11 protein-coding genes are annotated in these 12,587 nt (G+C 62.5%); 4 read left to right on the forward strand and 7 right to left on the reverse strand.

The window, feature by feature from the left end:
• Positions 1-161 precede the first annotated feature (161 nt).
• The gene (locus HJC00_RS01350; protein WP_221154423.1) at positions 162-2,054 is read left to right on the forward strand and encodes an AsmA family protein; all 1,893 of its coding nucleotides are present in this window, start codon (positions 162-164) and stop codon (positions 2,052-2,054) included.
• Between the two features lie 29 nt (positions 2,055-2,083).
• Here HJC00_RS01350 and HJC00_RS01355 read toward each other — a convergent pair whose 3' ends face one another.
• The 5 genes from HJC00_RS01355 to HJC00_RS01375 form a co-directional block, all read right to left on the reverse strand.
• Positions 2,084-2,902, reverse strand: coding sequence for an ABC transporter permease (locus tag HJC00_RS01355; protein ID WP_210629153.1), 819 nt, complete (start codon positions 2,900-2,902; stop codon positions 2,084-2,086).
• Positions 2,903-2,905: 3 nt separating this feature from the next.
• Positions 2,906-3,817 carry an ABC transporter permease subunit gene (locus HJC00_RS01360; protein ID WP_210629154.1) on the reverse strand — a complete coding sequence of 304 codons (912 nt, stop codon included), beginning with the start codon at positions 3,815-3,817 and terminating at the stop codon, positions 2,906-2,908.
• Positions 3,818-3,821: 4 nt separating this feature from the next.
• The gene (locus HJC00_RS01365) at positions 3,822-4,964 is read right to left on the reverse strand and encodes an ABC transporter ATP-binding protein (RefSeq protein WP_221163543.1); all 1,143 of its coding nucleotides are present in this window, start codon (positions 4,962-4,964) and stop codon (positions 3,822-3,824) included.
• Positions 4,965-5,053: 89 nt separating this feature from the next.
• Positions 5,054-6,151 carry a polyamine ABC transporter substrate-binding protein gene (locus HJC00_RS01370; protein ID WP_064800725.1) on the reverse strand — a complete coding sequence of 366 codons (1,098 nt, stop codon included), beginning with the start codon at positions 6,149-6,151 and terminating at the stop codon, positions 5,054-5,056.
• A 125-nt stretch (positions 6,152-6,276) separates the two neighbouring features.
• Positions 6,277-7,686 (reverse strand): short-chain fatty acyl-CoA regulator family protein, encoded by a 1,410-nt coding sequence (locus tag HJC00_RS01375; RefSeq protein WP_221154433.1) that lies wholly within the window; start codon positions 7,684-7,686, stop codon positions 6,277-6,279.
• A 191-nt stretch (positions 7,687-7,877) separates the two neighbouring features.
• On the opposite strand from HJC00_RS01375, the gene aceA reads away from it, so the two are divergent.
• The gene (gene aceA, locus HJC00_RS01380) at positions 7,878-9,167 is read left to right on the forward strand and encodes an isocitrate lyase (protein ID WP_221146741.1); all 1,290 of its coding nucleotides are present in this window, start codon (positions 7,878-7,880) and stop codon (positions 9,165-9,167) included.
• A 21-nt stretch (positions 9,168-9,188) separates the two neighbouring features.
• The gene (locus HJC00_RS01385; RefSeq protein ID WP_210629158.1) at positions 9,189-9,425 is read left to right on the forward strand and encodes a hypothetical protein; all 237 of its coding nucleotides are present in this window, start codon (positions 9,189-9,191) and stop codon (positions 9,423-9,425) included.
• Between the two features lie 112 nt (positions 9,426-9,537).
• On the opposite strand, the gene HJC00_RS01390 is transcribed toward HJC00_RS01385, so the two are convergent.
• Positions 9,538-10,407 carry a LysR family transcriptional regulator gene (locus tag HJC00_RS01390; protein WP_210629159.1) on the reverse strand — a complete coding sequence of 290 codons (870 nt, stop codon included), beginning with the start codon at positions 10,405-10,407 and terminating at the stop codon, positions 9,538-9,540.
• Positions 10,408-10,497: 90 nt separating this feature from the next.
• Between HJC00_RS01390 and HJC00_RS01395 the strand changes: the two genes are divergently transcribed.
• Positions 10,498-10,749: a hypothetical protein gene (locus HJC00_RS01395; protein ID WP_210629160.1), complete on the forward strand. Its 252-nt coding sequence runs from the start codon at positions 10,498-10,500 to the stop codon at positions 10,747-10,749.
• Here the strand turns inward: HJC00_RS01395 and HJC00_RS01400 are convergent.
• The gene (locus HJC00_RS01400; RefSeq protein ID WP_221146742.1) at positions 10,722-12,569 is read right to left on the reverse strand and encodes a methyl-accepting chemotaxis protein; all 1,848 of its coding nucleotides are present in this window, start codon (positions 12,567-12,569) and stop codon (positions 10,722-10,724) included. The two genes, HJC00_RS01395 and HJC00_RS01400, sit on opposite strands and share 28 nt — an antisense overlap.
• Positions 12,570-12,587: the final 18 nt, after the last annotated feature.

A 12,587-nucleotide genomic window follows, 5' to 3' on the forward strand; every position in this document is an offset into this window, starting at 1 on the left:
CGCATAAACCGGATTCATGCGACGCGGTTCGGCTCTTCGTTTTATGATGTCGTAGTCTTGGAACCGTTGCACGCTTCCAGGCGACATGCATTGGATTTGCATAGGCCTGATATTTCATATATCGGGCGAAATCAGCGCATAACCGGTAACCGGCAGAGATCATGAGCACGTCTAGACATCGCAGGTGGCGCAGGAAAATCGGGCCCGTTTCGCGCTGGCTTCCGGCCTTCGCCCGCATGTCGACGCTGTTTCTGCTGGTTGCGCTTGCACTGTTCGTGGCCCTCAGGGTCGCAGCGCCCTATCTCATCACGACGGGTTTCGTGCGCTCCGGCATCGAGGATGCGCTGTCGAAATGGACGGGCTACCATGCCGAGATCAAGGGTAATCCGGTTCTCGAATTCTGGCCGACGCCGCGCATCACGCTGAACCAGGTCACCATCCGCCAGCCGCGCGAAAGCGGCGACAAGCTGCTCGGCAGTATTGAAAGCCTGTCGGCGGATTTCAGCCTCATCGATGCGCTGAGAGGCCGGACGAGTTTCCACGAATTCCATCTGCTGCGGCCCAACCTGGCGCTGACGCGTGACGAGAACGGCCTGATCGACTGGAGTTACGCCGGCCTGCTTGCCCGCGCGATCAGCGGCGTGCGCTACGAAAACGGGGCTGAGATGCTCGATCCCGCTCTCGATGCCGAGATCGGTGCGGTGACCGTCGAGGACGGCACGCTTGCCGTCACCGACGTCAAGAGCGCCAAGACTTACAATTTTGACAGCGTCACGGCCGACATCGGCTGGCCACGGCTCTCGGGCGCGATCTCGGCTGTCGTGATCGCCCGTATCAACGGCGTGGACCTGAAGGTGGATTTCGCCTCGCGCCAGCCGCTGCTCGCCTTTGCCGGCAAGAGCGCCGAGACGCGGACATCGCTGACGTCAAACCTGCTGACGGCCCGTTTTCAAGGGATCGCCAGCATCGCCAGCCTTTCGGCGCTTTCCGGCAATATCGCCGTCAGCATTCCCGATGTGCCGGCGTTTCTGACATGGTCGGGCAGATCGCTCCCCGGCGTCGGCACGCTGAAGAGCGCCTCGCTGGAATCCGACATCATGTCATCGGGCAGCGGGCTGCGTTTCAACGATCTCAGCCTGTCGCTGAACGAGGCGAGCGCCACCGGCGTGATGGACCTTACGACTAGGGCCGGCAGACGGCCGAAGATCGGCGGCACGCTCGCCTTCGACCAGATGAACCTGAAGCCGTTCCTCGACGCTTTCGCGCTGCGATTGGCGGCGGGTGAGGCGGAGGAAATCTCCACCGGCATCAGCGCACCGCTGCAACTGCTCGACGTCGACGTCAGGCTTTCGGCGCGGCGCGCTGAGATGGGCCGCTTCGAGCTTTCCGATGTCGGCGCCAGCATGATCGTCACCGGCGGCGAGGCCAAGTTCGATATCGGCGACAGCGGCTTCGAAGGCGGCGAAATGACGGCGCATCTGGAGGCGACGCGGCGCGACTTCGACGGCGGCGGCAAGCTGCAGCTGTCGATCCGCGATGCCGACTTCGCCGGCCTTGCCGAGCGTCTGCAGCTCAAAGGACCGCTGCCGCTTGCGACGGGATCGCTCGATCTCGACCTGCAGTCGTCGAAGGCGATCTGGACGGCCGGTCTTGCCGACGTCACCGGCAAGCTGCATTTCTGGACGAGGGAAGGCACGATTCCCGGCGTCGACTCCGGCGCGCTCAGGACACAGGCGGCCCAAAAGCCGTTCTTTCCACTGAGTGCCGCAGCCGGCAGCGCTTTCGCGTTCAACCAGTTGGAACTTCGGGCCGATTTCGCCAACGGCTCCGCCGAAATCCATGACGCCCATGTTGTCGGGCCGACGCAGACGCTGGCGCTTTCCGGCGTGGTCACCTATCAGTCCAACGGGCTGGCGCTTTCCGGTTCTCTGGAGGCGACCGATCCGGCCAAGGCGGCAGAGCTGCCGCTTCTGCCGTTCTTCGTGGGCGGCTCATGGCCGAATCCGGTGATCTCGCCGGTTCCGCTTTTTGGCGGCACGCCCCACGCGCAATAAAGAGCCCTGCGTCCAAGGGGACATGCCGCTCAGGCGCCGGCTGCCGCCGCCCGCTCGTCGCGCTCGCGCTGCACTTCCCGCCGCTTGGTGATCACGGATGCGCAGATAACGCCGACCGCGACGATGGCGATCAGGATCGTGCAGATCGCATTGATCTCAGGCGTTACCCCAAGGCGCACCTGGCTATAGATCTTCATCGGCAGCGTGGTTGCGCCGGGGCCGGAGGTGAAGCTTGCAATGACGAGGTCGTCGAGCGACAGCGTGAAAGCCAGGATCCAGCCCGAAAACACCGCCGGCGAGATGATCGGCAGCGTGATCTCGAAGAAGGTCCGCACCGGCGGCGCGCCCAGATCCTGCGCGGCTTCCTCGATCGACTGGTCGAAGCTCAAGAGCCGTGATTGCACGACGACGGCGACGAAGCACATGGTCAGCGTCGTATGCGCCAGCGTAATGGTCCAGAAGCCGCGGTCGAGGCCGATTGCGACGAAGAGCAGCAGCAGCGACAGACCGGTGATGACTTCGGGCATGACGAGCGGCGCATAGACCATGCCTGAAAAGAGCATGCGGCCGCGGAAGCGGGTATAGCGCACCAGCGTTAGCGCCGCCATCGTGCCGAGGATGGTCGCAAAGGTGGCCGACAGCAGACCGACACGGATCGTTACCCAGGCGGCATCGAGCAGGGCCTGGTTCGAGAGCAGCGACGCATACCATTTGGTGGAGAAGCCGCCCCAGACGGTGACGAGTTTCGATTCGTTGAAGGAAAAGACCACCAGCAGCACGATCGGCAGATAGAGGAAGGCAAAGCCGAGCACGACGGAGATGATGTTGAAACGGGTCCATCTCAGCATGGCTTATTTCCCCCGCTCTTCGGCTTTGGCCTGCGCATTCTGGAAGAAGACGATCGGAATCACCAGGATCATGAGCAGGATGGTTGCGACCGCCGAGGAGACTGGCCAGTCTCTGTTCGCGTTGAATTCGTTCCAGAGCGTCTTGCCGATCATCAACGTCTGCGAACCGCCGAGAAGATCGGGAATGACGAACTCGCCAACGGCAGGGATGAAGACCAGCATGCAGCCGGCAACCACGCCGGGGATCGACAGCGGGAAGGTGACGCGCCAGAAGGCCTGGGTCGGCGTGCAGCCGAGATCCTGCGCTGCCTCGATCAGCGTGCCGTCCATCTTTTCGAGCGCCGAATAGAGCGGCAGCACCATGAAGGGCAGATAGGAATAGACGATGCCGATATAGACGGCGGTGGTGGTGTTGAGGATGATCAGTGGGATGTCGATTACATGCAGCGACAGGAGGAGCTGGTTCAGCAGCCCTTCGGGCTTCAGGATGGCTATCCAGGCATAGACGCGGATCAGGAAGCTCGTCCAGAACGGCAGGATGACGAGCATCAAAAGTGTCGGGCGGATGCGCCGCGGGGCCTGCGCCATGCCATAGGCGATCGGATAGGCGATCAGCAGCATCAGGAAGGTCGAGACCGCCGCGATGATGACGCTCGAGAGATAAGCGTTGAAGTAGAGCGGATCGTCGGTGAGATAGCCGTAATTATCCAAGGAGAAGGTCGAGACCTTGCTCCAGAAGGCACTCCAGCCATCGGCAAAGGAGAAGACCGGCTCATAGGGCGGGATGGCGATCGCCGTCGTCGACAGGGAAATGCGGAAGACGATGAAGAACGGCGCCAGAAAGAAGAGCAGCAGCCAAGCGTAGGGGATGATGATGACGAGGCGGTTGTAAAGGCGCGATGCGAAGGTTTCCATAACCTCAATCCTTCAGCAGCACGCCGCCATTCTCGTCGAACGAAACCCAGACGTCCTGATCATAGGTGAACGGGTCTTCGACGGAACGCTGCGCGTTGAGGGAAGAAGCTCTGACGAATTTGCCGCTCGGCAGCTTGATATGGAAGACGGTCATGTCGCCGAGATAGCCGATATCCCAGATCTCGCCTTTGGCGGCATTGACCGAGGCATTCGCGGGGGCCGTGCGCGCCACGCGGATCTTTTCCGGGCGGATGGCAAAACCGACCGTTTTGCCGACGGCCGGCGTCTCGGTGGCGGCCGTCCGGATCGTCAGGCCGGCTTCGACCGAAATCTCGACCGCGCCGTTTTCCGACGTCGTCACCTTGCCGTCGAAGATATTCACGTCGCCGATGAAGTCCGCGACGAAGCGGGAATTCGGCGCCTCGTATATTTCGGCCGGCGTTGCCACCTGCACGACCTTGCCGTGGCTCATGACCGCGATGCGGTCGGCCATGGTCATCGCCTCTTCCTGATCGTGGGTGACCACAACGAAGGTGAGACCGAGCGTCTGTTGCAGGTCCATCAGTTCGAACTGAGTTTCCTCGCGCAGCTTCTTGTCGAGCGCGCCAAGCGGTTCGTCGAGCAGCAGCACTTTCGGGCGTTTGGCGAGCGAGCGGGCGAGCGCAACGCGCTGGCGCTGACCGCCGGAGAGCTGGTTCGGTTTGCGTGAGGCAAACTGCTCGAGCTTTACGAGCTTCAGCATCTGCGTCACGCGCTCAGTCATTTCGTCCTTCGGCATGCCGTCCTGCTTGAGGCCGAAGGCGATATTCTTCTCGACGGTCATATGCGGAAAAAGCGCGTAAGACTGGAACATCATGTTGACCGGCCGCTTGTAGGGCGGCGTGCCGGCGAGGTCGGTGCCATCGAGGATGATTTCGCCCGAGGTCGGCTGCTCGAAGCCGGCGAGCATGCGCAGAAGCGTCGACTTGCCGCAGCCGGACGCACCGAGCAGCGCGAAGAACTCGCGGTGATAAATGTTCAGCGACAGATCATCGACGGCGGTGAAATTGCCGAAGCGCTTGGTGACATTCTTGAAGGCTATGAAAGGTTTTGCAGAAGGGTCGGTCCAGGGTGCGAAGGCGCGGCGGATATTGCCCAAAGATTTCATAATATTCCCCGAATCTAAGTTTTCAGCCGGCCTCCACCCCGGGCCGGTAATGAAAGGCCCGGACGTTTCCGTCCGGGCCTGGCATCGACTTACTGGCCGGTCACGACCTTCGTCCAGATTCGCGTTGCCGTGCGCTGCGTCTTCGGATCCCACGGCTTGACGGTGAAAAGGTTCTTCATCACCTCGTCGGTCGGATAGACCGCCGGATCTTCCAGCACTTCCTTGCTGACGAACTGCTGCGAGGCCTTGTTGCCGTTGGCATAGAAGGTGTGGTCGCTCGCCTTGGCGATGACCTCGGGCTTCATCAGGTAGTTCAGGAATTCATGCGCTTCGGCCACGTGCTTGGCATCGGCGGGGATTGCCATCATGTCGAACCACATCTGAGCGCCCTGCACGGGGATCGAATAATTGACCTCGACGCCGTTCTTGGCTTCGGCCGCGCGGTCGCGGGCCTGCAGCATGTCGCCGGAATAACCGAAGGCAATGCAGATGTCGCCATTGGCAAGGGCGTTGATATATTCGGACGAGTGGAACTTGCGGATATAGGGGCGCACCGCCGTCAGCAATGCCTCGACCTTCTTGAAATCCTCGGCCTTGGTGGAGTTCGGATCGAGGCCGAGATAACGCAGCGCCGTGGTCATCACGTCCTTCGGCGTGTCGAGCACGTAGATGCCGCAGTCCTTGAACTTTTCGGCGACCTTCGGATCGAAAATCACTTCGAGACCGGGCTTGGCGTCAGGCCCGAGGATTTCAGCGACCTTCTTGACGTTATAGCCGATACCGTCGGTCCCCCACATGTAATCGACGGCGTATTCGTTGCCCGGGTCATAGGAAGCGGTGCGCTGCTGGATCACGTCCCACATGTTGGAAAGGTTCGGCAGCTTCGACTTGTCGAGCTTCTGGAAGACGCCTGCCTGGATCTGGCGCTGCAGGAAGTCGGCGGTGGGAACGACGACGTCATAACCGGTGCCGCCGGCAAGCAGCTTGGTTTCCACCGTCTCGTTCGAATCAAAGGTGTCGTAAACGACCTTGATGCCGGTTTCCTTGGTGAAGTCGGCAAGGATGCTGTCGTCGATATAATCCGACCAGTTGTAAACGTTGACGACGCGCTCCTGCGCAACGGCCGGCGCGGCGGCAAGGAGCGCGGCGATGGCTGCGGCCGTCACGGTTGCGATGGTTGACCTCATGACTTCTCCTGTTTGTTCGAAGAGCCCGCATCCGCGAACCTCTTTTCCCTCTGGTTTTGCCCCGCAGACTAAGAAGGAATTTCTAACCCCACAAGCGCAAAAACTGCGCTTTCAATCATTTCACCTCACTGGAAGTCGAAGGCGCTGAGGCCCGCCACCATCTCGTCGAGCCCGAGCGGCCGCGTTACCGGCGGCTCAGCGCGGGAAAGGCAGCCGCGCCGCTCGCAAAGACGACAGGCTGAGCCGATCGCAACCGGATCGAGCGCCGCCGCCTGCCCGTAGACCACGCCATCCGCGAGGGCGGCATCGCAGCCGATCAGAATCGCGGTGCGTCTGATCCTTTCGCCGAATTCGACGCTCGGCCCCTCCAGGGTGCGCGCGACCGTCAGGAAGGAGGCGCCATCCGGCATGACGACGGTCTCGGCGAGAATCTGGCCCGGCTGCAGGAAGGCGGCATGGATATTGAGCTTTGGACAGCCGCCGCCGAAACGGGCCTGCGGAAAGCCCTGGGCGCCGGCGCGCCGCAGCCGATGGCCGGCCGCATCGATCTCGACCAGGAAAAAGGGGATGGCTGCCGCCCCAGGTCGCTGCAGCATCGTCAGACGCGTTGCCGCATGGCCGAAGGAGACGCCGAAACGCGCGCGAAGAATATCGATGTCGTAACGCGTCGCCTTAGCCGCCGACAGGAAGGCCTCGTAGGGCATTGCCAGCGCCAGGGCCGCAATGCGGGCAAGCTCGAAGCGGGCGATGCGGCGCGCCTCGGCGGAAGAAAGCGAGAGATCGTCGAGCTCGGCATCGATGGCCGGCAGCAAGGCAAGGTTTGCGACCTCGACTGAGATTTCGTGCGCACGATCGGCCGGCGACAGCCGTTCCGAAATGAAAAGCCGCATCGAATGCCGATCGAAACGGCGGCGCAGATCCGGCATGACGTGCACGGGCAAGACGCGCACAGCAATGCCGCGTTCGGCGCGCAGCCAGTCCTTCAGCCCCGCCGCAAGATCGAGGCCGCCGGGCACCGTCGCAGCAAAGGCCTCCGCCGCGGTCTCGATCCGTCCGAAATAGCCCGATCGGCGCTCCAGCGTCTCGTGCAGCTCGTCCAGCGGCAGCCGGCCGGCGGCAACGGGCGCATGCCCTTCGGCCGCCATCAGTGCCGTCAGATCGGACAGCCGCGCGGCCTGTTCGCGGTAGGCGCGATAAAGCTTGATCATGCCGCTTGCGGCATTCGGCGCCGCCTCGGCCACCTCCACCAATTCCTGGTCGCCAGGCAGTTCGCCTGATAGCAGCGGGTCGGCGAAGACCTCCTTCAGCTGCCCGAGGCTGCCGCCGGTCTGCCCCCGCAACTCCTCCAGGTCCACCCGGTAGACGGCCGCAAGCTTCAGGAGCAGCTGCACCGTCAACGGCCGCTGGTTGCGCTCGATGAGGTTCAGGTAGGAAGGCGAAATCTCCAGCGCCTCGGCCATGGCGGTCTGCGTCAGCGCCAGCGCATTGCGGATGCGCCGCAGTTTAGGGCCTGCGAAGATCTTCCGTTCCGCCATGTCACACCTTTGACAAAGAACAGGAGCGTTTAATTTACAAAATTTTACAAATTCACAGCGCCCCTCTGTCAATCCTCGTCATCTTAACCTCTTTCCAGTGCAGAAATCAAAGGTTTTCCTGGCCAGATCAGCGCAAATTGTCAATCTTGTCATTCATCCATCCAAAGACGATTTTCAGTGAGGAGAGCCGCATGACCGATTTTTACAAGCTTGTCCGAAATGCACCAGCAGGCCGCTTCGACGGTATCGAACGGCCCTATTCGGCCGCTGACGTACAGCGGCTGAGAGGCTCGGTGGCGCTCAGCCATACGCTCGCCGAAATGGGGGCGGGTCGCTTGTGGCAGCTCATTCATCAGGAAGACTTCGTCAATGCGCTTGGCGCGCTCTCCGGCAACCAGGCTATGCAGATGGTGCGCGCCGGGCTGAAGGCGATCTATCTCTCCGGCTGGCAGGTGGCGGCTGACGCCAATACGGCATCGGCGATGTATCCCGACCAGTCGCTTTATCCCGCCAATGCCGGGCCGGAACTCGCCAAGCGCATCAACCGCACGCTGCAGCGGGCCGATCAGATCGAGACAGCTGAGGGCAACGGCCTTACCGTCGAGACCTGGTTTGCGCCGATCGTTGCCGATGCGGAAGCCGGTTTCGGAGGACCGCTCAACGCCTTCGAGATCATGAAGGCCTATATCGAGGCGGGTGCGGCGGGCGTCCATTTCGAGGATCAGCTCGCTTCGGAGAAGAAATGCGGCCATCTCGGCGGCAAGGTGCTGATCCCGACAGCCGCCCATATCCGCAATCTCGACGCCGCCCGGCTTGCCGCCGACGTCATGGGCGTGGCGACGCTGGTCATCGCCCGCACCGATGCGGAGGCAGCAAAACTGCTGACGTCTGATATCGATGAGCGCGACCAGCCCTTCGTCGACTATGATGCCGGGCGCACGGTCGAGGGATTCTACCAGGTCAGAAACGGCATCGAGCCCTGCATCGCCCGTGCCGTCGCCTATGCGCCGCATTGCGACCTGATCTGGTGCGAGACCTCTAAGCCGGATCTGGAGCAGGCGCGCCGTTTTGCCGAGGGTGTGCACAAGGTCCATCCGGGCAAGCTGCTCGCCTATAATTGCTCGCCTTCCTTCAACTGGAAGAAAAATCTTGACGAGGCGACGATCGCAAAGTTCCAGCGCGAACTCGGCGCGATGGGCTACAAGTTCCAGTTCATCACGCTCGCGGGCTTCCACCAGCTGAACTATGGCATGTACGAGCTGGCGCGCGGCTACAAGCAGCGGCAGATGTCGGCCTATTCCGAACTGCAGCAGGCCGAATTCGCCGCAGAGGCGAACGGCTATACCGCCACCAAGCATCAACGCGAGGTCGGCACCGGCTATTTCGACGCCGTGTCGCTCGCCATCACCGGCGGCCGGTCTTCGACTACGGCAATGCACGATTCAACCGAACATGCGCAGTTCAAACCGGCTGCGGAATGAGCGCAAGAGGAGGATAAGATCATGGCATCCATCGCACGCGTCCGGGAGCGGGCCGAGCAGCAGGCATCGAGCATGAGCGAGGATCAACAGACGACGATCCGCATGCTCGCCAACGACCTGCATCGGCTGAACCAATCCGTCATGAAGGCCGTCGAGGCCGGCGTTTCGGTCGAACTGGTGCGCTCGGCTCGTCATCACGGCGGCGACGGCAACTGGGGCGACCTGTTGATCCCGGTTGTCGTCACCAACCGGCACTGACGAAACAGCCGGCAGCTCGGGCACATCGCTCGATCTGCCCTCGATCACAGCGTCCGCGCCTCGAAAGAAGGCGCGGACGCCTTATCGTCTTTCAGTCTTTCCAGCCTCGGCATCAGCCGCGGCTTGGACGCTTGCCGGCGAAGAGATCGGCATAGCTTCGGATCAGCCTGGTCATGCGGTCGGCGACCGTGCGGATCTCCGGGCGATGGCGATCCTCGGCATTCATGACGATCCATTGGCGGTGGCGCAATTCCGGCAGTTCGCTGCCCTGGCGCTGCAAATCGGGATGGAGATCGCCGACGAAACAGGGAAGCACTGTTTTGCCGGCGCCGGCGCGCACCAGATCCGGCAGCGAACGCGGCCGGTTAACCGTGGCGACGATCTCGGCGGCGGCATGGGCATGCGGCCAGCGCAGATAGGACGAGATCGCGTCCTCCTCGCCGACGGCTATCCAGCGCTCGTCCGGTTCGGCGGCGTTGCGCCTGCTATAGACCGCATAGGCCACCTCGCCGAGCTGGCGGGCGGCAAGATTGCCCTCCTCCGGCTCGAAGGCGCGAATGCCGATATCGCTCTCGCGATAGGCAAGGCTTGCCCGCGCCTCGCCGATTGTGAGCGCAACGGCGAAGGCATCGCCCGGCATGCGGATTGCGGCGAAATTCTCCGTCAACAGCCAGGCGACCCAGGTGCCGGCGGCGATCCGGACGGTCGTGCCACCCTCCCCGGACTGCCGCCAGGCTTCGACCTTGCGGGCGGCCGCCTCCATCTCTTGAAGGTGATCGAGCAGTGCCTGGCCGTCGCCAGTCAGCCGATAACCGGTCTGGCTGCGGGAAAACAAGGTGCGGCCGACCTCCTGTTCGAGATCGAGCATGCGCCGGCCGACGGTCGCCGGGCTGAGCCCGCTTGCGGCACTGGCTCCCGTCAGGCCGCCAAGCCGGGCGACCTGCAGGAAAAGCTGATAGGAATCCCAATTCGCGTTTTTCATCAGTGAAAAACATAGCGTGGATTTGCCTGTTTATGAAGAGAAATTCGATGCTTAAATCCAGGGATGTACTCGAGTAGGAAAGGACATCCCATGTTCGATATGATCACCATCGCAGGCGTCCACGGATTTCGGCATCATTGCGGTCCGAGCAACAGCAAGGCCGACGAGGATCGGTTCTATGCCGAGTTCGGAGACAGCGGCATCATTCGCTTTGCAGCTTGGCTGACCTCGCTCGACCTCATGCTCAAGCGTGTCGCCCCAACGGAAAGACGCCGCAAAGTTGCGGCGCAATCCTGCGGCAGCGGCCGCGCTCCTCAGGCGACCTTCCTTGCGCCGCGGTGAGCGGCCGCGGGCTCTACGCCGATGCGGAAACGCTCGATCAGCGCCATCAGCGTATCGGCCTCGCCGGCAAGCAGGCGGCTTGCCTGCGTCGTCTCGGCAACCATCGAGGCGTTCTTCTGGGTCATCTGGTCCATGGCGTTGACCGAACTGTTGACCTCCTGCAGCGCGGCCGCCTGGTCGCGGTTGGCGGTGGCGATGGTCTCGACATGGCCGCTGATTGCGATGATCTCCTGGCTGATCGAAGCAAGGACGCTGCCAGTCTTCTGGACGAGCTCCGATCCGGCCGTGACTTCGCGGCTTGATGTCTCGATCAGCGACTTGATCTCGCGCGCCGCATCGGCCGAGCGCTGGGCGAGTTCGCGGACCTCCTGGGCGACGACGGCAAAACCCTTGCCCGCCTCGCCGGCGCGCGCCGCCTCGATGCCGGCATTCAGCGCCAGAAGGTTGGTCTGGAAGGCGATGTCGTCGATCACCTCGATGATCTGCTCGATACGCTGCGAGGCTCCTTCGATACGCTCCATGGCGGCGACGGCATCGCCGACCACGGTGCCGGAATTGTCGGCCGTCTTCTTGGTCGCGGCGACGACGCTGTTGGCTTCGCGGGCACGCTCGGCGGAGGAGCGAACCGTGACCGTAATCTCCTCCACCGCGGCGGCGGTCTCCTCCAGGCTCGCCGCCTGCGCCTCGGTGCGCTTCGAAAGCTCGCCGGCGGAGGCCGAAACGGCGCTGCTGTTGCGCTGGATCGTCGAGGCGCTGTCGCGGATGCCGGAGAGCGTATCCTGGAGCCGGAGCAGCGATGCGTTGAAATCGACGCGCAGTTGTTCCAGCCGGCCGATAAAGGGCGTGCCGATCGTTTGCGAGACATCACCCTGGGACAGGCGCCCGAGGCCAGCCGCCAGCTGGCTGACGGCAAAATCGATCTGGCTGTCGAGCGAGCGCTTGTCAGCATCGTTGCGGGCGCGTTCGGCATCACCCAAGGCGCGCTGTTCGACTGCCTGCGTTTCCAGATTGCGCCTGGCACGGGCGCTGTCACGGAAGAGCGCAAGAGCCCGGCCGATTTCGCCGAACTCATTCTTCTTCTCGAGACAGGGGATCGCGCCGTCAAGATCGCCCGAGGAGATCGAGTGGACGCTCGCCGTCAGCGCCTGCAGGGGCCGCACCGACAGGCGGATCGCATAGAAGGCGAGAACGCCGACGAGCAGCATGACGACGGCGCCGATGCCGAGAACCAGGATCAGCAGCTCATTCATGCGTTGATAATAGAACTCCATCGGGATGCCGATGAAGATTATGCCGACATTGACGTTCGACGCGTTCTTGATCGGGAAATAGCCTGTCATGAATTTGCGGCCGAATAGCTCGGCGGGTCCGTAATAGGCCTCGCCCCGGGCGAGAACCGCCTGGGCCGGGTGCTCGGCTGCAAGCTTGGTGCCGAGGGCGCGGTCGCCGTTTTCCTTCTTGACGTTGGTGGAGATGCGAACGTAGTCGCTGCCCTGCTTTTGGAAGATCGTCGCGACACCGGCGATCGACTGCGCGGTGCGGTCGACAAGCGAATGATCGGCAAGGGCCGGAACCGCGTCCTCGGTGACGGCGGCAAGCTGATTATTCATCACCTCGATCTTCGCGGCCGGATCAGCCGCGCCGTAAAGGACAGCCATGGCGCGGGCGGCGTTCCGGGCATCCGAGACAGCCCCGTCCATCACATGGCGGCTCAGATTGTAATAGGTCGCGCCGACGATAGCGGCCGTGCTGATCGCCAGCAGAAACAGCGTGATCGCCACGATCTGGCTGACAATAGATGTAGAGAAAAGGCGCAGCATGAAAAACCCCCGGCCGGC

Source organism: Rhizobium sp. NLR22b (genome assembly GCF_019685295.1).
Taxonomy (GTDB): Bacteria; Pseudomonadota; Alphaproteobacteria; order Rhizobiales; family Rhizobiaceae; genus Rhizobium.